Raw genomic sequence first — 21,802 nt, forward strand, 5'->3', positions numbered from 1 at the left:
TTTAAATTTCGGCCTTGTCTCTCAACCAGTCACTGAATAAATTGATAGTCAAGATTACGAAAGCAATGACGATACCCGGCAGTGTAGAAAGCCACCATGCGGAGCTGATATAATTTTTGCCATCATTAATCATGCCTCCCCATGTCGGGGTTGACACATCTACACCCAGGCCCAGAAAGCTGAGCGATGCCGCCAACAAGATCATATGGGACATCTGGAGCGCGGCCTGCGTAACAATTGTAAATAAGGTGTTGGGAAAAATATGTCTGCGCATCACCGTAAAGTCGGAGACTCCCATCGCCTTCGCCGCCTCGACATACTCCAGTTCCTTGAGCGACAGCACCTGACTTCGGACCACCCTCGCAAAAGTAACCCATCCCGTAATAGAAAGGACAATAACGATATTCGTCAAGCCTGACCCGAGAACCGCAACCATAACAATTGCCATTAGCATACTTGGAATGGACATTTGAATATCAGCAAGCCGCATCATGAGAGCATCCACTTTGCCGCCGTAATACCCTGAAATAATGCCAATGACACTGCCCAATATACCAGCGATAAAAACAGCAAGAAAACTCATCCATAAGGAGAGTCTTCCTCCATAAAAGAGACGACTGAGTACATCCCTGCCCAACTGGTCAGTCCCCAGCAGGCTGATCCCCGATTGCGAGCTAAAATGACTAAACGGCGGGATCAGGATGTCTTGCAATGACTGTTTATAGGGATCAAATGGGGCAAAAAAAGGAGCAAAGATCGATAATGCAAAAATAAAACAAAGTGACGTTATGCTGGCTACTCCCTTAACGTTCCCCCGAAGCAGAGATTTTCTCTTCATTGTGTTTCCTCTCTTCGTTATTGCACTTTAATTCTCGGATCAATCCAGAGATATATTAAATCGGTTATAAAATTGATCAGGATATAAATGATACTGACAACCAGGATACTGGCTTGCACCAGCGGAAAGTCCCGGTTGCTGACTCCCTGTATAATAAGCTGTCCCACACCCGGCCAGGAAAAGATCGTTTCGGTCACAACCGCTCCTGCGATCATCACACCGAACTCCAGGCTTATGACGGTTACAACCGGCAGGAAGGCATTTTTCAGCCCCCGCCGGAGTATCCGTTGCCGCTTGGAAAATCCCTGCGCCTGACTGGTGGTCATATAACTTTGATTCATAACCTCGATCAAAGAGGCTCGCATCGTCCGGGCAATCGGAGCAATGGGATAAGCCGCCAGCGTAACTGCTGGCAAAATTAGCGATGCCAGCCCCCGGTTGCCCGAGGTCGGCAGCAAATGCAGATTGACCGCAAAGATCATGATCAATACAATACCGATCCAGAATACGGGCAAGGACTGGGTGAGAAAAATCCATATGCTGATCACATAATCAATGAAGCTGTTCTTTTTGTAGGCAGATATGATTCCTGCTGCCAATCCGACAACGATCGCAATCACAATCGCCGAAACGGCCAGATCAACCGTCGCAGGCATTCGCTCCAGTACAAGCTTCAAGGCCGAATCCTTATAATATAAGGAGTTCCCCAAATCGCCGGTTACCAGATTTTTAATATAGTCCACATACTGCATCCATAACGGCTGATTGAATCCCAGGCTCTCCCGCAGCGCGGCTACCTGCTCCTCGCCGGCCTCCGGCGGCAGCATCAGACGAGCAGGATCACCAGATAGACGAATAATGAAAAATACGATGGTAGCCGCACCCAGCACAGCCAGCAGCGATTGTAAAAAGCGCCTAAACACATAACGTTTCAATCAAAACACACTCCCATTCAAGCTCCCATATGTTCTGACAAAACATATTTTACTTGTTGTTGGCCGTGATGGTCGATACCGGCATAGAGCCGTCCACACGTCCATTCCAGTTCAAACGGTCGGATACGCCATAATATTGGTTCTCCTGGTACAGGAAAATTCTCGGCGCATCTTCCAGTACTTCCTGTTCAATTTCCTTATACAGAGCCTTGCGGCGGTTTTCATCCGTTACCGATCTGGCTTCATCCAGCTTGGCATCCACACTCGGATTGGCATAGGTGGAGTAAGACTCCCCGGAACGCAGAATAGCATAGATCGCGGCATCGGCATCCAGCGTGTTCGTGCTGCTCCAGCCCAATACGTACATATCAGATTGCTTACCGGATGGAATCAGCGTGCGATAAACCGAGCTTTCCACGTTATTTACCTTGACATTCACACCAACAGCCTTCAATTGCTCGGCAATCACCTGGGCCACATCCGTATTTTTGATGTACCAGTTTACCGTATCCAGCGTTATAGAGAACCCTTTAGGATAGCCCGCCTCAGCCAACAGCTGTTTGGCCTTCTCCGGATTATATTCATAAGCATCAAACTCGCCGGCGTATCCGAAATCTTTTGGCCCAATCAGACTGTTCGTTTCGACAGCCGCATCCTTCAATACATTTTTCACGATGGATTTTACATCAATAGCATAGTTCAGTGCCTGTCTGACCTTTTTATTGTTAAAAGGAGCCTTATCCGTTTTCAAGCCCACATACACGGTATTGCCTGCTCTTTCCACCGTGGACAGCTTGGCTGTGGAGGAAGAAGTCACCTTGTCCCGATCCTCAGGCGAAACTGCGGTAATAATGTCCACCTCGCCATTCAGCAGGGCGCTTACCCGTGTGGAAGCTTCCGGAATCGAACGGAACGTCACCTTTTTCACCGCAGGCTCGCCGCCCCAGTAATTTTTGTTGGCTTCCAGCTCGACGCTGCTGCCTTTATCCCATTTCACAAATTGGTAAGGCCCGGTGCCAACCGGTTTTTGAGCAAATTGCTCCTGTCCGGCTTCTTCTGCATACTTCGGAGGAACCATTTCAGTCGGATAGCGGTTAAAGCGGGTCGGAACTAACGGGTCCGCTTTTTTCGTAATGACATGAACAGTATATTCGTCCACCACTTTAACTTCTTTAATTGTCGAAATGTAACTTGCGGTCGGAGCGTTATTTTTGGGATTCAGCACCCGGTCGATCGTATATTTTACGACGTCCGCATTAAACGGCTCGCCATTGGTAAACGTAACGCCTTTGCGCAGCTTGAACTCCCAGGTCGTGTCGTTCACTTGACTCCAGCTTGTAGCCAGACCGGGAACCAATTGCTCCTTGTCATCCCGTTTTACCAAAGTGTCAAAAATATTATCTACAACTTGCGCATTTTCCGTCAGAAAGCCGGGATCAAGCCCGTTAATGTCAAACGCTCTCCCGATGGTAATTTCCAACTTCCCATCCTGTGCAGGTTGTGTCGTACTGGTCGTAGAACAGCCTGCAACGATGATGGATAACAGGGTCAAAATAACTAGCAGCTTGGACTTTTTCATGATGTATAACCCCCAAAATAAATTTCTATTCAATAATCCCCAGCATGACGGCATAATCGTGTTGATGAACGACCGATGCCGTATGAATGGACAGGATAACAGCGTGATCTACGGGACAAATAATCCGGTGCGTTTCGTATTCAGGGAAAGAAAGGACTTCGATCAGCGGATCGCCAAGCTTGACCTCGTCACCTGCCGACGCCCTGAATCTCTGTAAACCGGAAGCTTCAAACCTTAATTCTTCAATTTTGGTAACACGGTGCGCGTCGCCCTTCCCCACAACCGAAGCGGGCGTACCCGCCAGTATGTGCAGTTCAGCGAGAATAGCATACAGAGACTGTTGGTGTGCGGCAACCCCTTCCTCTGTCCAATGCGAACCGCCTCCGCTTTCCAGCAGCACAGCAGGAATTCCATATTTACAAACCTCATTGATCAGCATCCCCTTGGCCCGGGATTCACACGTATAGATAGCCGTCAGATTCACAGCCTTTAACGCTGCCAAAGCGGCTTCATAGGCCAAAGTCTGATCGCTGGCCACCATAGCAAACGGGCATACGTCCAGATATTTGCCTCCCCCGTGCAGATCAATGAAGAAATGGGCCGAAGACGTGATCTTCTGAGCAAGCCATTCTCCGTAACGATAGGAATACGTGTCTGTCCGTTCCTGCTGAAACACCCGGTTCAAATTAACGCCGTCCAGCGGACTTTCATTGGTTCCGGCCTGAAAAGCGCTCGGGTTGGTAATCGGACAAACGATAATATTCCCCTTCAAACAGTTCACATCAAGATGCTCTATTAGATGAATGCAAGCTACGATTCCATCGTATTCATCTCCATGCAGAGCAGCCTGAATCCATACTGTTGGGCCTTCTTCATAACCTTTAATCAGAAAAAAAATGGCGGGAACATCCTGGTAGGTATCGTCAATTTTTGCAACTGATTTTCTGGGCTGACTGGAGAGGGCTTCCTCAATCGAGGCATATTTCAAAACATGTGCTGGCTGAAACATAAGCGACGACTCCTTGATTCTACCAAAAGGTGGATATTCACTCATATCATAGTATTCTGCTTTGTTTAATTGTTTTTACGATTCTAGCAGTCTTTTGTCGATTTTGTCAATGTAATAAACTTACTTTTTCACTGTAAATATACCTTCAGGAATCTACCTGCAAAAAACGTAAGCCATATAAAAAGTAAGGTATGACACTATACTATATCCAAGGGTAGCAGATAAACCAAAAAATGGACAAAAGAGAGAGACTTATTAGCGGAATATATGACAAAAACCCCGGAGCAGCAGCATACGGCTGAAGCGGTTTCTTTTAGGCTATATTTGCGATAATTATGCTACAATTTATTTCCTCCCTGAAGGATCTTACCAAGATGTACGAGTAAACTTCAGACCTTTTGTTCCTGAAAATCTCCAGCCTTCCCCATCACTATCGTTAAAAAAATAATGACAAAGAGCCCGCGTGGATTATACAGTGATGAATAGGAACATTAAGACTTTTTAGCTACAGTGCAAGCGAAATAGGCTTCCCGCTGGTTGCCTACGGGAAACCTATTTGCTGATCACATCATCTGATCACTTTTTCCTTTTCTTACCCCCAACATAATGATAGCCATAACAGCTACCAAAACCGCTATGAGAGCAAAGGGAATGTATTTGTCTACCCGGTACAAGGTGGTCGTCAAAATAGGAGCAATGATCGCAGAAATGCCCTGAACAGCAGCCACTAAACCAGCGGCTCCCCCCTGCTGTTCTTTACTGACAGACAGAGAAGCACCAGCCATAAAGCCGGGCATTAGCAAGCCCGTACCTATACCAAACATAAAGAACGCTGCATAGTAAACGATCAAGCTGGTTGACACCAGAAATAATCCCATTCCCGTAATCAGGAACAGAGAACCGAGCAAAATCATCGGCTTAGGCTGCCATTTAAGCCATTTCATCTGAACGATCTGTACGATCAACATGGCTGCCCCGGAAAACATGAGCCCAAAGGAAACGACTCTTGCTGTTTCTTTGGATGAAAGGCCTAATTGATCTTGAAAATAAAATCCTCCTATAACCTGGATGGTCACAATACTAATCATCGTAACCAAACCTGCAAACAAATACATCCGTAGTCCAGACTGAAATGGGTTAATCCGAGCCGGCTTTTGCTGAATAACGGGTTTGGCAGCGGGAATCGCCAGCAGAGCCACTACAAATGCAACAGCGGCAATCACGATCCCAAAATATAAGGGCCATAACAGCCCTATTAAAGTAAAGGCACCTGCAATAGCGGGCCCAAATACCAGTCCAAGCCCATTGGCTGCGCTAATGATAGCCATCCCAGTACCTCGATCTTCTCCCTCCGTCACATCTCCCATATAGGCTTGGGAAGATGACAATACCGCCGGGATAAACCCGCCTATCAAACCGCGTGTAACAATCAGCAGGACTAATAACAGCCACCCGCTGAGCCATCCATTTAACCCGCCAAAAAGAGTAAGCGTAAACAGCAAGCAACTTACACACATCCCTATGAACCCAATCAGGATTACAGGTTTGCGTCCTTTTGCATCACTCAGATTTCCCCATACTGGAGCCATTAAGGCCATGGTAATGGAACCCAGCGATATGATTAACCCGGAATGGCTTTCCCTTAATCCTAATTCACGAATAAGGGGCGGCATAATTGGAGCAATAAGCATGAGCCCTAGCATAGCCACAAATACACTAAAAAAGATGCTCCCTTTTATTCTATTCATCCTCGTGCACTCCTCTGTTATAAATTCTCTCTATGCAGAAGTATACGAGTGATAGCAAAACCCTGCTGCCTATATACGGATTATTCTACGGTTAAACGGATTTTAGTTTAAAAATACTTTCTTTATGGATGATGGCTTCACTCCGTATTCGCGGAAAAATTGCTCTGAAAATGCACTCACATTACTGTATCCTACAGCCATCGCTGCTTCTGTCACATTGCTTTCTTGACTTCGTAGCAGCTTCATCGCATAGTCCAGACAAATGTGACGCAAATATTCAAATACAGTAGTTCCAAAACAAGCCTTGAACCCCTTTTTTAATTTAAAATCGTTTAGGCCAACTTTCTTGGATAATGTGATCAGTGAGGGAGGATCAATCATGCTGGATTCAAGGATTTGCCGGGCCATATGCAGCTCCCTTAAGAATTTGATTAAATTCAATGGCTACCTGCTGACGAGCTACCAACTGTGAGGTCGCATAGTTAAACAACGAAACAGGGATGCCGAGTGCAAATGATGTATATTGCTCATTAAATGGAGGATGAAACCAGGCTTTGAAATCCTGCAGAAAAATAAGTGCCCCTTGCCCCTTCGGGAGTGTATAATCCAGACCAGCCACATCCACATGACGTTGACCTGAAAGCGCAAACTGTAGTTCAATCATTTGTCCACTGGAAGAAAACTGGGTCGGATATGGCTCATAGTAATGAAGAAGAGTATTGTTTTCAAGACCTTCCTGTTGCATAACACTTGCGCATTAGGCCGTCCGAGCAATTCACTACGGTCATAAAGTAGCATATCCAAAAAAGTTTGATTCACCGATTAAATGAGGCCTGAGTCCGAGATCGAAAAATATCCACAGGGGGCTTTATCTAATTGAATATCCATTTCATGACTGCCTTTCTTTCTTCTTTTATCCTTTCTCTATACTAACTCACATCCAAGTAAAATGAAGACTGGAGAGTCAGATTTATAACTTTTAGTCAGGTTATCAATCTAGATGGAAATGTCTTTTTATCGGTAAGGGCATCGCTGAGAATATTAGTTCACCCAATTCTTCCGGAGATTCCTTCATGCCATTCTCAAGCCAGTCTTTCGTCACATTCACTCCCCCATATGCGTTGAATCTGATAGCGAAAAGGATGTCTGGAGGCAACGAAGTACTATTGGTTTTCTTAAGTATATATTTGGTGTGGCATTCAACAGTATAGTCAAAAATATTATTATAAAAAGACAAATGGGTATCATCGTCAAAAGCTTTTTTAAAATAGATATAATCCTCTTTAATAAACTCTACAATTCTCCCGGCAACACGTCCCCAAGACTCTTTCTCTATATATTGTTCAATAATTTTATCTGCCTTATCACTATAAATCCATGAAATTAAATCATATTTACTTGAAAAATGATAATAGAACATCTGCCTGCTGACCTGGCAATTATCAGTAATATCCGTTACGGTGATCGACTGGATCGGATGTTTTTTGGCTAAGTCTATCAAGGATTCAGCAAGAAGTTCCTTAGGAGTTGTTTTTCGAATCATGTTAGGCCCTCGCAAGATGTTTTATTTTATATTGTACACTATTGAGCATCTGTCTAAATTTTTAACACTCTCAAAAATCAGTCTATTATTATTTAATTACCTATATTTTATACTAATTATGTGAATATAATCACGAATAATTAAGGAGGCGTTCCGATGAGCAGTAACTTGACAGATTTGGGCTACAACGGAAAAGTAGTAGTCATTACAGGATGTGCAACTGGAATCGGTAAAGCAACGGCACAAAAATTAATTGGACTGGGCGCACAGGTTTACGCGCTGGATATCAAGGAACCTCAGTTTAAAGTAAAACAATACATCCCTATCGATATGGGAAGTAAAACATCAATTGAACAAGCAGTAGGCGCATTACCTGATACAGTCGATTTCGTTTTTAACTGTGCGGGCATTGCTGGAACCTCTTATGCTGGAAAAACATTTACCCCTAAACAAGTCATGAATATTAATTTTGTTGGAGTCAAGCATTTTGTTGAGCTAATTAAAGAAAAATTAAATCCACATTCCGCCATTGCTATTGTAGCTTCTGTAGCTGCTTTTGCTTGGGAAGCAAAAAAGGAAATTTTGCTGCCGCTTATTTCTTGTAAGACCTATGAAGAAGCACAAAACTGGCTGGATAGCCATTTGTCTGATGAAAAGGTAATGGCACAGAAACCGGAAGAAAACGGAGTTTACTTTTTATCAAAAGAGGCACTCGTGGCCTGGGTGAAATATGTGGCAATGGCTTATTCAGAGCAGCATATTAGAATAAATACAATATCTCCAGGTGCAACAAACACAGCCATGACTGAAGATTTTAATATCATATTTAAAAAAGTGATATCTGAAGATTTTACCTCCGTCGCAGGAATTGCTACTCCCGAGGATCAAGCAAATGCGTTATTATTAATAAATAGTAGCTTATCCAGCTATATTAGCGGGCAAGATATACAAGTAGATTTTGCTGGAGCCACTCAATATCTTTTTCATAAAGGAGAATGACAAAATGAATCCAAAAAAAATTAAAAATGTAACTATTAATGCTTCATTCAGCAGCGAAAATGAAGTTGCTAAAAAGAATATGGATGTCATTATCGACTTTTTTTCTTTATACCTAGGGGACACGGACAAATTTTATTCTCTGTGGGTTGAAGATAATCCGGTTGTCATTACCCCATTTACGACTGATGATGTGGCTGTTTTGCACGATTCTGTTCAAGAAGGCTGGGATGCCGTAAAAGGTTTCTTTAATCCCATTTTTAATGATATGAAAGGGACATTCGAATGGACCATTGATGAGTTTATGGTCGGAGAAAATCCTAACACGATTGTGACAAAAACACGCAGCCACATTGATATCACAGCGAATGGAGCATGGGGAGAAGACAAAAAAATAAAATACAACGGAATCTATGTACAGATCTTTAAATTTGAAAACAATAAAATTAAATCTTTCGAAGAGTATTATGATACTGCACTGTTAAACAAACATTACTCATAATGACTGACTATTAGAAAAAAGTCTCGGCCTGTGATCTACACTTCCATTACGGAATGCACATTTCACAGACCGAGACTTTTTTCATGCTTTATTCTGCGTCAACATCATCCGTTATTTTTTCTACTAACCCTCTCAAGCCGTGGTTGGTTACATTTAATTGATCAATAACATTCATAAATTCCGTTACAAGCTTGGCTTGCTCTTGGGAGGAAACTGCAATCTGCGTGATCTCTTGTTCCATGTTATAAACCGATTGTCTGACAGCTTGCAAGGACTGTTCAATTCGTCCAGTTGCTTCCTTTGTGCCCGTAGACATTTTGCGGATTTCTGTAGCGACAACGCCAAAACCCGCTCCTGCCTCACCCACCCGGGCTGCTTCAATTGCTGCATTTAATCCAAGCAAGTTTGTCTGCTCTGAAATTTCCTTAATGTAGCCGGCCACTTCAGTCACGTTACCGGAATCTTCAACCGCCTGTTTCGTATTGCTCAAGATTTCTTCGGCTGTCGCACTAAGCTCCTCCGAATGGGCCGCCACATGCTGAATCCCTTCAACTAGCTTGCTGGTAACCTCCTCAGCTTGAGTCATCAACTTCTTCAATTGATCTTGATTATCCATACTATAGGTAATACACATTACAGCCGCAATTTCATTCTGTTCATTCTTAATCGGATGAAAATATGAATCAGCAGCGATTCCAAAAACTTCAGCAGCATAACGCTCTCTGGTCTTTTCACCACCCACTAACATTTTGAAGTTTCTGTGGACGTCAGGAAGAGGGTCGCCTGCTTTGAAGTCATACACTAAACTTTTACCTGATTGAAAGAACAGAAACTTTTCTCCATCCATTACAGAAATTGAAACATCTTGTCGTGCAGCTTCTTTGATAAACGGCATAGCGGCCAAAACAGCTTCTACTTGATTCATAATATGTATCCACTTCCTTTTATTTTGATATATGCCCTATCTTATATTTCGACATTTTCATCCAATGTGTTTAGTCAATTTAAAAATACAATTCATTTTCTTCATACGTATACCATGTTCATTTTCTTTTAGGTAGTTTCATGTAAGTTATCACTGCCGAGAATTTTCGCATGTTTTCTGTTACTACTGGAAAAAGATTGTTTTCGTTTCATAATAAATTCAAACAGCGCGTACCGATTGAACATTGGCACGCGCTGGCTGTATATATTTTTTAAGACCCGTTTTTGGGTTCTCTCCACTCGCAAATCAGGCATTAGGATTTAAGATTTAATCCAACTGCTCTCCATTCGTTTCTATCACGTTCTTGTACCAATAGAAACTCTTCTTTCTGGATCTGGCAAGTGTACCGTTGCCTTCATTATCCTTATCAACGTAAATGAAGCCATAACGCTTTTTCATTTCACCGGTTCCTGCACTTACCAGATCAATACATCCCCACGGAGTATAGCCTATCAAGTCTACCCCATCAGCAATCGCTTCTTTCATTTGCTCAATGTGTTGTTTCAGATAGTCAATTCGATAATCATCGCTAATTGAACCGTCTTCTTCCACTGTATCTACGGCACCGAGACCATTTTCAACAACCATTAATGGGATTTCATATCGGTTATAAATGTTATTGAGGGACCATCTTAATCCCTGTGGATCGATCTGCCAGTCCCAAGCACTTGCTTTCAAATGAGGATTCTTTAATCCCATGGATAAATTCCCTCCCACCTTCTCCTGGTTGGGATCGGCACTGACACAAGTAGATGAATAATAACTGAAGGTATAGAAATCCACACAGCCTTCTTTAAGGATATTCTCATCATTTTCTTGCATGGCGATATCAATATTATTTTCTTTAAAATATCGCTTGGCAAATCCGGGATAGGCTCCTCTTACTTGAACATCTGAACACAGGAAGTTGCTCAAGTTATCCTTTTGTTGGGCCAGCAGTAAATCATCAGGATGACATGTAAGTGGATACGAACACATGTAAGCAATCATACAGCCGATTTTAAAGTCCTTGTTGATTTCATGCCCCAGCTTTACTGCCTTTGCGCTGGCAATAAATTGATGGTGCAAAGCTTGATACAGAACCTGCTCATCCTTCACTGTAGCATGGGCAAGCTCTCCATTCCCCTCCGGCATCATAGCCCCAGCCATGAACGCGCCAAAAGACAAGGTTAAGATATTGATTTCATTAAAGGTTAACCAGTATTTCACGACATCTTTGTATCTGTTAAAAAGCACTTCACAATATCTCACATAAAAATCGACGACTCTGCGATCTGACCAGCCATTATATTTTTGGGTTAAATGAAACGGTGCTTCATAATGTGAGATCGTAACCAAAGGCTCAATATTATACTTTTTCAATTCTGCGAATACACGATCATAGAACTGTAAGCCTTGCTCATTCGGCTCTGTATCATCTCCGTTAGGAAATATTCTTGACCACGCAATGGACATTCTAAAGACCTTGAATCCCATTTCCGCAAATAAACGAATATCCTCTTGATAGCGGTGGAAAAAATCAATAGCCTCGTGACTTGGATAGTTCACTCCTTCCTCCAGTACAGGCGTAATTCTTCGTGAAGTCGTATGCGTTCCGGCTGTAATCACATCAGCGGTGCTTAGTCCCTTGCCATCTACATTATATCCACCTTCAAATTGGTTGGCAGCCGTCGCACCTCCCCATAAAAATCCTTGCGGAAATTCCAATTTAGATGTATTTTTCATTGTTAATACCTTCCTCCATATTAAATTAGGATTACACCACGACGGTCAACAGGTCCTCTTGATAATCAATCGACTTTTTCTCTGTTTCAATGACATCCAGATAACTCCCCGTATTAGCAACGATTACAGGTGTGGTCAGGACATAACCTGCCTCTTTAATAGCCTCCATATCAAACTCCATGAGCAACTGCCCTTTTTTAACAGCATCCCCCTGTTTTACTTTAGGATAAAAATGTTGGCCTTTTAATTTGACCGTATCCTTACCTACATGGATGAGGACCTCTACACCGTGATCACTTGTAATTCCGATCGCATGGCCTGACGAAAATAATGAGGTTAATACGCCATCTACTGGTGCAAAAACCTTTCCTTCGGAAGGCTCAATGGCAACTCCTTTACCCAGGGCGCCTGTCGAAAAGGCTTCATCGGTTACTTCAGATAAAGGCTTCACTTCACCTTTTAATGGACTCATCACAGTCTCTTGTTTGACTAAAATTTCTCCTTTAGCTCCTCCTGTTGTGCTGTCTTCCTTATTCGCTTCTTTCACTTCATCATCTTTAAATCCGCTAAAGAACATAAGCAAGAATCCTAATACAAAGCTTACCAAGATTCCAATAATAGCTCCATAAAATCCGCTGTCTATTCCTGCCGGGCTGATATAGCTCGGAATGGCGAAAACACCCAATCCACCGAGGATATACCCTTTCGTTCCCATCATTCCTATAATGCCGCCGCCTACTGCAGCCGCTATACAGCTTAAAATAAATGGTTTCTTGCGTGGTAATGTAATCCCGTAAATCGCTGGTTCTGTAACACCAAAAATCCCCGAGATGACAGCTGGAATGGAAAGTGATCTCAGCTTTGCATTTTTGGTTTTAAACAAAATTGCCAGCACGACACCCGTCTGAGCAAAGGAAGCTCCAAGCGTCGCAGCAAGGATCGGGTCGAATTTGAGCACTGCCAAATTGTTAAGTGCGATCGGAACAAGTCCCCAATGTAATCCAAAGATAACAAACACTTGCCAGAAAGCACCCATGAGTATACCTTCAATAATTGGACTTAAGTTATACACAAAGAGAGTGCCTGCGCCAAGCAGCTGACCAGCCCAAGTTGAGAGAGGTCCAATTGCGATCAGTGCTAACGGAACAATAACTAACAAGGTGAAAAACGGAACCAAAAATGTTCTCACTACGCTAGGGATGACCTTTTTAAAGAAGTTTTCTATTTTTGAGCCTACATAGGTGGATATGATAATCGGAAGAACGGTTGACGCATAGCTCATCAGAATGACCGGAATACCCAAAAATGTTATATACACAGGCGATTCAAATATGGTTCCGCTAAATAAAGTGTACAGTGGTTTCCCCGTTGATGTTATAGCACTAAATGTTGGATAAACAAGCGATGCCCCTATGGCCATACCTATAAAAATGTTGGCATTGAACTTTTTGGCCGACGTATACCCCAGGAAAATAGGAAAGAAGTAGAACAAACAATCACCTAAAGCATTGAGAATTTGATAGGTACCTGATGTTGTGGTAAGCAAGCCCAAAGCTACAAATAAGGCAGTGAAGCCCTTAATCATACCCGTGGCACTCAGGACACCAAGCGTTGGTGTAAATACACCTGAAATCGTATCAATGAATCTATTGAACAAACTCACTTTTTCATCTGATACCTCTTCTGAAGACGCTTCCTGGAAACCGCCTAAAGCAATAACGTCAGCGTAAACCTCCGGTACATGGTTACCTATAACAACCTGATATTGTCCGCCACTTTTTACTACTGTAACAACACCATCCATGTTTTTCAAAACCTCTGTATTAGCCTTGCTTTCATCTTTTAGTTTGAAACGCAAACGTGTTACACAATGAGTTAGACTATTCACATTTCCTTTGCCTCCGACATTTTTGATAATGTCTTTTGCTAATGTCTCATACTTCATCGTAACTTCCCCTTTATTTGTATTTGGCATTTTGCATCCATCTCGAGAGCGTTTCAGCAATATTATAGACTGCCTATATATTGTGCCTTCGAGGGAATTGAACTATTCAAAATAATGGTATTTATAAAAAAGGCGAAACCAAATAGATCAAATTCGATCTAGGTTGGTTTCGCCTGCTTTACCAGTAACAATCCAAGAATTATTTAATTTTGCCTTTGGGTCAAACGCTGAATATGAATCGTTATATACAGCTTCTCCTCATCTGACAATACCGTGTTCAAGTATTTTTCGATCTTCAGCATACAGCCGTAAGCCTTTTTATACTTGGCTTTCACTTGCCTCCACAAAAAATCGTCTTCCAGTTCTGTTTTTTCTTTTTTATTTAATCGCTGAAAGAAGAATCTTAAATGTGTAATAAATCGCTCATAACTGATTGAGTGTTCATCTATGGTGTTATTATAAGAGTATTTAATAATATTTAAGATATCCTGTATTTTTTGAGTTTGCTGAGCAACATCTGCTACCTTATTGTAGGAGCTGTTTACTTGAGCATTTATTAAATGAAGGGCTATATTACCTGCTTCATCTTCTGACAAGCGTTTGCCTGTTTCGTCTTCAATGAACTCCAGTGCTTTTAATCCAACCCCAAATTCTTTGGGATAAAATTTTTTAATTTCCCAGATTAACGGATTTGCATTTTTAAGCCCAACGTCAAACATTTTAAATGCATTGTTCATGTGGTCTGTAAGCGAAACATATATATAATCGCTCAATTGTGCTTCTAATATGCTTTTTCCATATTCAATGATGTCATAGCATAACGAAACATATTCTGAAGGAACATCCTCTAACAATAATTTAAATTTCTCTGAAGCATCTTTCTGTTTAAGCACAAAGACCTTTTCAATTAAATGCTCTTCTACTTGTTCTCCTGCACTCTTTTTGAATGCAATACCACGACCCATAACAACAAACTCATCCCTTTTTGAATCTTTGGCTATTATAGCGTTATTATTAAATATTTTCGTTATGATCATCTAACTGCCCCCTTATCCCACAAAAATTTAAAAAAGGATTTAGTTGCTGGGCGAAATTTCAGATAGGTCACAAGACGGTAATAGCCGATCAAACCTTCGTCATAAATCAAATTAAAATGTATTTGATTTACAACTTCGTGTTATGAAAACGCATTCATATTAAGAGACAAAAGCCTTACGTTTTCCCTGAATGATCTTGAGTGCTCTCAAACCGATCTGATATTCCGTTTTGCAAATGGATATAGTCGGTTAACCACGTCCTATGACATCATTTTTCGGATGTCGATTCGTTGGTTGACGTCATCATCTTTGTTGTTCAGCACTTGTAAGGCTTTATATCACTCACCTTTCTGCGTTATGGCTGGGCCAGATATTCATATCGTGCAGGATATCACAAATCTTGTATTTCTAAAAGAAAAGGCAAAACCCAACACATGGAAATATTAATTCCATGCCTCGGGTTTTGCCTTTTCAGTAACAATCCCAACATCATAATAACATCGAATTTAAGTTTTGCCAACAAAAATGTTTGCGCTTTCTTTTTTGGGGCAGTCACGACAAATACAGCACTTTTTTCTGGTATAAAATGTTAACCGCCAATGTAGGACATGCTAATCTTTTTTCTGTTTTTTGCTGTCTGTTCAGTACGTTCATCGGAATACCGATCTGTGCGTTGTTCCCATACTGAAGTAATCACAGCAAGCAGCTCTTCGTCATTTGTCCCGTTACGAAGCATCTGACGTAGATCCAATCCGCCTGAAGCAAACAAGCACGTATAAAACTTGCCATCAGACGATAAGCGGGCACGTGTGCAGGACGAGCAAAATGATTCAGAAACCGAAGTAATAAAGCCAACCTGCGCGTCGCTGTCTCTATAACGATAACGCTTTGCCACTTCTCCAAAGTAATCCCGATCCATCGGCTCCAGCTCGTACACATTCTTAAGTCGTTCAACGATTTCTTTTTTGGTTAGTACCTTTTTGAAGCTCCATCCGTTGTCATTACCTACATCCATAAACTCGATAAAGCGAAGGGTTATTCCCTGCTCCTTAAAATAAGCGGCCATCGGCAAAATCTCCGAGTCATTAACACCTTTTTGAACTACCATATTGACCTTGATTTCAAAGCCGATTTCTCTTGCATATTCGATCTGCTTCAAAATAACATCAGGCTTAATCCCCCGCCCATTCAACCGCCCAAACAGCTCGGGGTCCAGAGCGTCCAGACTGACGTTAAGCCGTCGTAGCCCCGCGTCATAGAGGGGCTTAGCCTGCTGTCCTAGCAGCACACCGTTGGTGGTCAAGCCGACATCTTCCACTCCGTCAATGGACAGGATTTGGGAGACCAGGTCAGGTAGATTCCTGCGCATTAATGGTTCGCCGCCCGTGAGTCGGATCTTTTTTACACCCAGGGATACAAAGAGCTTCGTCAGCCGGTGAATCTCTTCAAACGACAGACATTCATTTTGGGGAAGAAAGGCGTAATCGTCACCGAAAATTTCTTTGGGCATGCAATAGGAACAGCGAAAATTGCAGCGGTCCGTAACCGATATACGCAGGTCACGAATCGGCCGCTGCAACGTGTCTTTCAGTGGATGAAAATTCATACGCCCCCTCCTTTCTAGTTGTTTAGCATCATTATCATTAGCCGCCGCTGACTGGGGGAATGAAGGCTGCAATGTCTCCATCCTGTAATACATCCGTAGACAACGCATACTCCTCATTTATCGCAATTCGCACAGACTTGATCGGCATATCTGGATATTGATCTGTTATCCAATTGGATAAATCGCCTACCGTTTGGCCCGCCAAATCTGCCAATTCTTCTGTTTTCCCCGTCACCTCACGGAGTCCCGCAAAGTAGTACAGCTTAATCATGACTGATCTCCCCCGGCTTTTTCTTTTGATCTCCGACCCACTGCGTTCCATCTTCCCAAATCTCTCGTTTCCAAATAGGAACTATTTCTTTGATTCGTTCGATCGCGTATTCATTCGCCTCATACGCATCCGAACGGTGAGGTGAAGAAACGGCAATGACAACGGCGATATCACCGATTTGAAGCTCGCCAATGCGGTGCGCGATCGCCACTCGCGTTCCTTCCCATTTCTGTTCGATTTCGCGACCAATCTCTGCGAGTTTTTTTGAGCCATAGGGACATAGGCCTCATAAGCAAGGTATAAGGTCCGTACCCCTTGAGTCCATTCTCGTACGTGCCCTGTAAAAACAGTCACCGCTCCTGCTTCCGGCCTTAGGACATAATCCGCATAAGCCTGCGGGATAATGGGCTCCGTCACGATTTCAAATACACTCATCTTATCCACCTTCCAGCCACCGGACAAGCCACTCTCCGGTGACAGACTCTTATAAATATTTCTGCTTTTTGTATCTACATCTCATTTAACCGAACAGCTGATGATATAGTTTTTGACCGTTGGCAACACTTCGTACACCGTGTATGAGAAGCCTTCCGTTTTTGAATAAAATCATTCGATGCTTAAAAGCATAAAATTCAACGAAATAAGGAGTTCTTTTTACGCTATCTGCTATAAGCCTGCCCATTTTCTCTGCATCATCGAGCGTGATCGGACGATGGGGGTCCGGAAGAACCTGTACCACATCCCGTCCACACAGGGCAGCATACGCCGAGCGGCGTGATGCTGTCAGTGCAGGAAACGTAGGATGTTCTCCACAGGTTGGACAATCTTGGTTACGGATGCGGGAAATCCCTATGTCCATCTGCGTGTTTTCCCATAAATCAAATAGATGAACCTTGCGGCGCATCTTATCACGTCTGCCGCTCAGCCACTTCATGGCTTCTGTACATTGGAGAGCGGCCGTCACCTGGACTGCGGGTGAGATGATTCCAGCCGTATCGCAGGTCTGATTGATCGCTGGCAGCGATGGCAGAAGGCAGCGAAAACAGGCTGACTTGCCCGGCACGAAAGGAAAAACGACGCCTGTGCTTCCAACACAGGCTCCGTAAATCCATGGAATTCCAGCCTTCAATGCGGCATCGTTGATAAGTAGACGAGTTTCGAAATTGTCCGTAGCATCCATCAGCAATATACTTTTGCTGGCAAGTTCTTGAACAAGCTCGGCATCCAAATTATCGAGATATGTGTGCAACCGTACGTCTTCTCGTATGGCTTTCAGCCTTTTTTCGGCTGCCATAACCTTGGGCTGCATTTCCGCGGCGTCCTGCTCCGTGAACAGTTGCTGGCGTTGCAGATTCGACATCTCTACATAATCCCTGTCAACAAGATGAAGCTCCCCAACGCCCGCTCTTACCAGTGTTTCGGCAATGGCGGAACCCAGTGCCCCGCAACCGATAATGGTGACGACAGCAACGGATAGATTACGCTGCCCTTCGCCACCAATGGGTCTAAATAAGATTTGTCTGGAATAACGCTCATTCATTAGATTGTGTCCCTTGATAATACAGCCATATGACGAGGATCAGGCTAGCCAGCGCCACTTGGGAAAGTAGCATGAATCCAATGGAATAATGGCCAGTAACGGCATGAATCGTCGACAACAAGATCGGAGGGAAAAAGCCACCGAGACCGCCCATCATGGATACAATTCCGTTAACTATACCTGCTTGTTTATTAAAATAAAATGGAACTAGCTTGAAAATGACGCCGTTCCCCACTCCAGCACATACAGCGATCGCCAAGCAGCCTACTGTATAAAGGGTGATCCCTGGTGAAAAAGCCAAAAGAATCGCAGCGACCGTATAAACAGAGAACGTACCTACCAGCAGGAACAGGGGCTGAAGCCGATCCGCCAGCCAGCCACCGATGGGGCGGAAGAAAGTGGCAATCGCAATGAAGCCTGCTGTACGCATCCCTGCATCCACTTTAGTCAGCTCAAAATTCGATACCAGGAAATTCGGCAAGTACACCGTGAACGCTACAAATGAGCCAAATGTAATAAAATAAAAGAGCGAGAAAAACCAAAGCTTCTCATTTTTGTAAACGCCTTTAATCTGCTCCATAATTGGCGTCTTTACTTTAGCTTCATGACGATCCCCTAAGAAGAAATTCAAAACGATAAAAACAAGCAGCACAATGAGATATAGCTTCACTGTAGGGGCCCAGCCAATTTGGGTAGCCACAATAGGGGCCGAGAAGGTAGTGATGGCTGTTCCCAAATTTCCTATACCATACATCCCATTTACAAACCCATGCTTTTCCTTTGGGTAATACTTCGGCAGCGAAGTCACCCCAACCGAGAACACAGCTCCTCCAATCCCAAGGAACAAGCCACCGATAATTAAATCCATCATCGTAGAAGCTTCACTGATATAGTAGACGGGAAACAAAAGCAAAATAAAGCTAACGAGAAAAACGATTCTTGCTCCGAAGATGTTGGCATAATAACCAAGCGGAATGCGCAGAATCGAACCAAGTACGACCGGAATCGCCGTGACCATAGCCAATTTTCCGGGTGGAATCACAATATCCTCCGTAATGAACGGCATAAGAGAAGAAATGATAACCCATACCATGAATCCAAGAATCAAGTTCAATGTTTGCAACGGCAACTGCATTTTTCTAATCATTTAACTCACCTTTTCAACGTTTTTTCTGTCGAATTATTGATTTGAATTTTCTGTCCCCATTGTAGCCGCTAGCCGATCTTATCGAATATAGGGGACTCCCCTTTCCCTAACGGGGGAGTCCCTGAAAATAAAAAAAGACGCCTCTATTAAGAAGCGACTTGGTTTGTTCAAGAGATTTTTTCTTTAAAATGTTCTTCTTCATCACCTAAAAGTCCAGCATTTTTTTCTTTAATGCATATTGGACCAGTTCAGGCCGGCTTCTTAAATTCAATTTCTCCATGATTTTCGCTTTGTTCGCTTCCACCGTCTTGACAGAGATGAACAGCTTTTCTGCAACTTCCTTGTTACCGTAACCCTTTGCGACCAGAGGCAGAATCTCCAGTTCCCGCTTGGACAGGATCTCATACGGATCTTCTGATTGTGACGTCGTATCTTTTTTGATGAACTCACGAACGAGAGAAGTAGCCATTTTAGGATGGATATAGGTCCCGCCCCCATGAATGGTTCGTATAGCAAGCAATAGCTCCTCATCTGGAGCATTTTTCAAAACATAGCCTGAAGCACCATTCTTCAAAATATGAAATAGATATTCTTCATCGTCATGCATGGTCAGAATCAGAATTTTAGTATCAGGGTGGTCCTCTTTAATCTTGCCTGTGGCGATCAATCCACTTTCGCCTGGGGGCATGCTGAGGTCCATGATTAGAATATCCGGACGATATTTAGCTACCATCGTATACGCTTCAATGCCATCTGCAGCCGTTCCGACAACCTCCATATCCGATTGGAAGTTCAAAATCATGGAAAATCCGCTTCGTACAATAGCATGGTCATCCGCTAACACAATTTTGATCAAGTCTCTATTCCTCCTCTTGGCCAATCGGAATTTGTAAAAAGACTTTGGTTCCCTGACCAACATTTGAAAGGACGCCAAAACTTCCGCCTACCAGCTCTGCTCGCTCCTGCATACCATATAAACCTAATCCCGTTCCAATAGGATTGCTCCCCTTTTCAAAGCCAATTCCATCGTCCTCTACAGTCAAACGAAGCATATGATCGTGCTCAGTCAAAGAAACTTTAACCATGTCTACCTGGGCATACTTCAAGGCATTGAGAACAGCCTCTTGGCAGACACGGTAAATGACCGTTTCCTTTTCACTTCCATATCGCTTTTGGGGAAGATCCGACACAAATTCAACTACCAGACCAAAGCTTTGTTCAACCCTCTTAAAGTGAGAACGAAATGCCGCTTCAAGTCCAAAATCATCAAGTGTGGCGGGGCGTAGTTCCACAGACAGGTTGCGGATATCATCCAGCAACCGCGTCATGGATGCTTCGGTCTGCTTCATATTTTTTAGGAGCTGTTCATCATTCGTCATGTATTTTAACACCCGTAGTTCAACAACCGCGCTCATCAATTCCTGGGCGACGCTGTCGTGCAGTTCCCTGGAAAGCCGTTTACGCTCATTTTCCTGCGCTTCAATGACATGCTTCATCATTTTGTTTTCATACAATTTTTCCTGCGTCTGAAATTGCGGGGTCAAATCTCTCAACATCAACACCCGTGTTCCATGTTCATAATCAATCGTGTGAAAAGAAGCTGCATAGGGAACCATTCCGTTGCTCTTTGTTTCCAGATACACCTGAAAAGAAGCGAAATCCTTGGATTCTGGCATATTGAAATAACAGTTAAGGCAGGTACGGGGATCCGTTTCGCTTGTATAGCCCCTGCATGTTCCACATAAAGCTCTGTTCTTCCCTTCATAGAGTTGAATGAGGACGTCATCGCCCACAATCTCTTCAGCTGCCGGGTTCATGGCTAGGGTATTCCCTTGCCTATCAAAAAAGAAAATGGCTTCCGTACTGTTCTCAAACAACTTCACCATTAGCGCACTCAAAGAGCCAGTCCCTACAGACAATGTCAATTCACATCACTTCCTTCCCGTTCAACTCTCCAATTCCCCTATGCGCCAAGGCTTCCAAATCACGCATCATGGCTTCGGTCATCAGCTGTTCTTCCCGAAATCCACCAAGCAGTACGCCCGCGACGCGAGCATCATTCCATAGGGGAACAGCCCCGAGACTCTTGAGTTTCTCGGATTGAACGATCGGATAGTTAAACAGGTTGTCTGCCCCCACATATTGATAAACAGATGGAATGAAAACGGATTTCCCGGTTTTAAACACGATTCCTGCTATGCCCTTACCGGATTGCAGCACAATCCGCTTAAAGCGATCATTTAAATTACCGGCTGCATTTTTCCATTTAATTACGTATTGATATTCGGCCGGTTCAACCAGAGCAAGCGCCATGAAATCATAACCGAAATGTTCGCGTATTCGCTCAAGCTCCCTTTGATAATCCATCCTATTATTCATCACTCTCTCCTAATAAA

General features: G+C 43.3%; 21 protein-coding genes and 1 pseudogene. 2 read left to right on the top strand and 20 right to left on the bottom strand.

The genetic code is table 11. The annotated features are described in order from the left end of the window. Position 1: 1 nt before the first annotated feature. The 8 genes from QMK20_RS18125 to QMK20_RS18160 form a co-directional block, all read right to left on the bottom strand. Complete coding sequence (locus tag QMK20_RS18125; protein WP_283652712.1) at positions 2–838, bottom strand: ABC transporter permease; 837 nt, start codon at positions 836–838, stop codon at positions 2–4. Between the two features lie 17 nt (positions 839–855). Next, on the bottom strand, positions 856–1,773 hold the full coding sequence (locus QMK20_RS18130) for an ABC transporter permease (protein WP_283652713.1): 918 nt from the start codon (positions 1,771–1,773) through the stop codon (positions 856–858). Between the two features lie 49 nt (positions 1,774–1,822). Then, a complete protein-coding gene (locus tag QMK20_RS18135) occupies positions 1,823–3,352 on the bottom strand; it encodes an ABC transporter substrate-binding protein (RefSeq protein WP_283652714.1) in 1,530 nt (509 codons plus the stop codon). Positions 3,353–3,377: 25 nt separating this feature from the next. Then, positions 3,378–4,361: a M14 family metallopeptidase gene (locus QMK20_RS18140; RefSeq protein ID WP_283652715.1), complete on the bottom strand. Its 984-nt coding sequence runs from the start codon at positions 4,359–4,361 to the stop codon at positions 3,378–3,380. A gap of 563 nt (positions 4,362–4,924) precedes the next feature. Beyond that, the gene (locus QMK20_RS18145; protein WP_283652716.1) at positions 4,925–6,109 is read right to left on the bottom strand and encodes an MFS transporter; all 1,185 of its coding nucleotides are present in this window, start codon (positions 6,107–6,109) and stop codon (positions 4,925–4,927) included. A 102-nt stretch (positions 6,110–6,211) separates the two neighbouring features. Continuing rightward, complete coding sequence (locus tag QMK20_RS27720) at positions 6,212–6,517, bottom strand: helix-turn-helix domain-containing protein (protein WP_283652717.1); 306 nt, start codon at positions 6,515–6,517, stop codon at positions 6,212–6,214. Continuing rightward, entirely contained in the window at positions 6,498–6,854 is a 357-nt protein-coding gene (locus QMK20_RS27725) for a hypothetical protein (protein ID WP_283652718.1), read from the bottom strand. The genes QMK20_RS27720 and QMK20_RS27725 overlap by 20 nt, the downstream gene beginning before the upstream one ends. Positions 6,855–7,100: 246 nt before the next feature. Continuing rightward, the gene (locus tag QMK20_RS18160; protein WP_283652719.1) at positions 7,101–7,652 is read right to left on the bottom strand and encodes a TetR/AcrR family transcriptional regulator C-terminal domain-containing protein; all 552 of its coding nucleotides are present in this window, start codon (positions 7,650–7,652) and stop codon (positions 7,101–7,103) included. A gap of 156 nt (positions 7,653–7,808) precedes the next feature. Here QMK20_RS18160 and QMK20_RS18165 point away from each other — a divergent pair, with 156 nt between their 5' ends. Beyond that, positions 7,809–8,651 carry an SDR family oxidoreductase gene (locus tag QMK20_RS18165; RefSeq protein ID WP_283652720.1) on the top strand — a complete coding sequence of 281 codons (843 nt, stop codon included), beginning with the start codon at positions 7,809–7,811 and terminating at the stop codon, positions 8,649–8,651. A gap of 4 nt (positions 8,652–8,655) precedes the next feature. Continuing rightward, positions 8,656–9,150: a nuclear transport factor 2 family protein gene (locus tag QMK20_RS18170; protein WP_283652721.1), complete on the top strand. Its 495-nt coding sequence runs from the start codon at positions 8,656–8,658 to the stop codon at positions 9,148–9,150. Between the two features lie 88 nt (positions 9,151–9,238). On the opposite strand, the gene QMK20_RS18175 is transcribed toward QMK20_RS18170, so the two are convergent. The 12 genes and pseudogenes from QMK20_RS18175 to QMK20_RS18230 all read right to left on the bottom strand — a co-directional run bounded on the left by QMK20_RS18175 (position 9,239) and on the right by QMK20_RS18230 (position 21,785). Then, positions 9,239–10,075 (bottom strand): methyl-accepting chemotaxis protein, encoded by an 837-nt coding sequence (locus QMK20_RS18175; RefSeq protein WP_283652722.1) that lies wholly within the window; start codon positions 10,073–10,075, stop codon positions 9,239–9,241. Positions 10,076–10,402: 327 nt separating this feature from the next. Then, positions 10,403–11,860: a glycoside hydrolase family 1 protein gene (locus tag QMK20_RS18180; RefSeq protein WP_283652723.1), complete on the bottom strand. Its 1,458-nt coding sequence runs from the start codon at positions 11,858–11,860 to the stop codon at positions 10,403–10,405. A gap of 31 nt (positions 11,861–11,891) precedes the next feature. Beyond that, positions 11,892–13,805 (bottom strand): beta-glucoside-specific PTS transporter subunit IIABC, encoded by a 1,914-nt coding sequence (locus QMK20_RS18185; RefSeq protein WP_283652724.1) that lies wholly within the window; start codon positions 13,803–13,805, stop codon positions 11,892–11,894. 203 nt (positions 13,806–14,008) lie between these two features. Continuing rightward, the gene (gene licT, locus QMK20_RS18190) at positions 14,009–14,842 is read right to left on the bottom strand and encodes a BglG family transcription antiterminator LicT (protein ID WP_283652725.1); all 834 of its coding nucleotides are present in this window, start codon (positions 14,840–14,842) and stop codon (positions 14,009–14,011) included. A 589-nt stretch (positions 14,843–15,431) separates the two neighbouring features. Beyond that, on the bottom strand, positions 15,432–16,448 hold the full coding sequence (gene moaA / locus QMK20_RS18195) for a GTP 3',8-cyclase MoaA (RefSeq protein WP_283652726.1): 1,017 nt from the start codon (positions 16,446–16,448) through the stop codon (positions 15,432–15,434). Positions 16,449–16,485: 37 nt separating this feature from the next. Then, positions 16,486–16,719, bottom strand: a complete 234-nt coding sequence (locus QMK20_RS18200; protein ID WP_283652727.1) for a MoaD/ThiS family protein — start codon at positions 16,717–16,719, stop codon at positions 16,486–16,488. Further along, positions 16,712–17,154 (bottom strand): annotated as a pseudogene (locus tag QMK20_RS18205) (molybdenum cofactor biosynthesis protein MoaE). The gene QMK20_RS18200 and the pseudogene QMK20_RS18205 overlap by 8 nt, the downstream one beginning before the upstream one ends. An 85-nt stretch (positions 17,155–17,239) precedes the next feature. Beyond that, the gene (locus tag QMK20_RS18210) at positions 17,240–18,259 is read right to left on the bottom strand and encodes a ThiF family adenylyltransferase (protein WP_283652728.1); all 1,020 of its coding nucleotides are present in this window, start codon (positions 18,257–18,259) and stop codon (positions 17,240–17,242) included. After that, the gene (locus QMK20_RS18215) at positions 18,252–19,406 is read right to left on the bottom strand and encodes a nitrate/nitrite transporter (RefSeq protein ID WP_283652729.1); all 1,155 of its coding nucleotides are present in this window, start codon (positions 19,404–19,406) and stop codon (positions 18,252–18,254) included. Before QMK20_RS18215 ends, QMK20_RS18210 begins: the two co-directional genes overlap by 8 nt. 205 nt (positions 19,407–19,611) lie before the next feature. Continuing rightward, positions 19,612–20,259 carry a response regulator transcription factor gene (locus QMK20_RS18220; protein WP_023989699.1) on the bottom strand — a complete coding sequence of 216 codons (648 nt, stop codon included), beginning with the start codon at positions 20,257–20,259 and terminating at the stop codon, positions 19,612–19,614. Positions 20,260–20,266: 7 nt separating this feature from the next. Continuing rightward, complete coding sequence (locus QMK20_RS18225; RefSeq protein ID WP_283652730.1) at positions 20,267–21,331, bottom strand: ATP-binding protein; 1,065 nt, start codon at positions 21,329–21,331, stop codon at positions 20,267–20,269. 1 nt (position 21,332) lies between these two features. Next, positions 21,333–21,785 carry a GAF domain-containing protein gene (locus QMK20_RS18230; protein ID WP_044647999.1) on the bottom strand — a complete coding sequence of 151 codons (453 nt, stop codon included), beginning with the start codon at positions 21,783–21,785 and terminating at the stop codon, positions 21,333–21,335. Positions 21,786–21,802 lie beyond the last annotated feature (17 nt).

The organism is Paenibacillus sp. RC334 (assembly GCF_030034735.1).
Classification (GTDB): domain Bacteria; phylum Bacillota; class Bacilli; order Paenibacillales; family Paenibacillaceae; genus Paenibacillus; species Paenibacillus terrae_A.

Excerpts from the sequence above, each read along its gene's own strand:
- QMK20_RS18160 (WP_283652719.1), bottom strand. The coding sequence starts at position 7,652 with ATGATTCGAAAAACAACTCCTAAGGAACTTCTTGCTGAATCCTTGATA.
- QMK20_RS18125 (WP_283652712.1), bottom strand. The coding sequence starts at position 838 with ATGAAGAGAAAATCTCTGCTTCGGGGGAACGTTAAGGGAGTAGCCAGC.
- moaA (WP_283652726.1), bottom strand. The coding sequence starts at position 16,448 with ATGAATTTTCATCCACTGAAAGACACGTTGCAGCGGCCGATTCGTGAC.
- QMK20_RS18135 (WP_283652714.1), bottom strand. The coding sequence starts at position 3,352 with ATGAAAAAGTCCAAGCTGCTAGTTATTTTGACCCTGTTATCCATCATC.
- QMK20_RS18140 (WP_283652715.1), bottom strand. The coding sequence starts at position 4,361 with ATGTTTCAGCCAGCACATGTTTTGAAATATGCCTCGATTGAGGAAGCC.
- licT (WP_283652725.1), bottom strand. The coding sequence starts at position 14,842 with ATGATCATAACGAAAATATTTAATAATAACGCTATAATAGCCAAAGAT.
- QMK20_RS18230 (WP_044647999.1), bottom strand. The coding sequence starts at position 21,785 with ATGAATAATAGGATGGATTATCAAAGGGAGCTTGAGCGAATACGCGAA.
- QMK20_RS18215 (WP_283652729.1), bottom strand. The coding sequence starts at position 19,406 with ATGATTAGAAAAATGCAGTTGCCGTTGCAAACATTGAACTTGATTCTT.
- QMK20_RS18185 (WP_283652724.1), bottom strand. The coding sequence starts at position 13,805 with ATGAAGTATGAGACATTAGCAAAAGACATTATCAAAAATGTCGGAGGC.
- QMK20_RS27725 (WP_283652718.1), bottom strand. The coding sequence starts at position 6,854 with ATGCAACAGGAAGGTCTTGAAAACAATACTCTTCTTCATTACTATGAG.
- QMK20_RS18180 (WP_283652723.1), bottom strand. The coding sequence starts at position 11,860 with ATGAAAAATACATCTAAATTGGAATTTCCGCAAGGATTTTTATGGGGA.
- QMK20_RS18145 (WP_283652716.1), bottom strand. The coding sequence starts at position 6,109 with ATGAATAGAATAAAAGGGAGCATCTTTTTTAGTGTATTTGTGGCTATG.
- QMK20_RS18170 (WP_283652721.1), top strand. The coding sequence starts at position 8,656 with ATGAATCCAAAAAAAATTAAAAATGTAACTATTAATGCTTCATTCAGC.
- QMK20_RS27720 (WP_283652717.1), bottom strand. The coding sequence starts at position 6,517 with ATGGCCCGGCAAATCCTTGAATCCAGCATGATTGATCCTCCCTCACTG.
- QMK20_RS18210 (WP_283652728.1), bottom strand. The coding sequence starts at position 18,259 with ATGAATGAGCGTTATTCCAGACAAATCTTATTTAGACCCATTGGTGGC.
- QMK20_RS18200 (WP_283652727.1), bottom strand. The coding sequence starts at position 16,719 with ATGATTAAGCTGTACTACTTTGCGGGACTCCGTGAGGTGACGGGGAAA.
- QMK20_RS18165 (WP_283652720.1), top strand. The coding sequence starts at position 7,809 with ATGAGCAGTAACTTGACAGATTTGGGCTACAACGGAAAAGTAGTAGTC.
- QMK20_RS18175 (WP_283652722.1), bottom strand. The coding sequence starts at position 10,075 with ATGAATCAAGTAGAAGCTGTTTTGGCCGCTATGCCGTTTATCAAAGAA.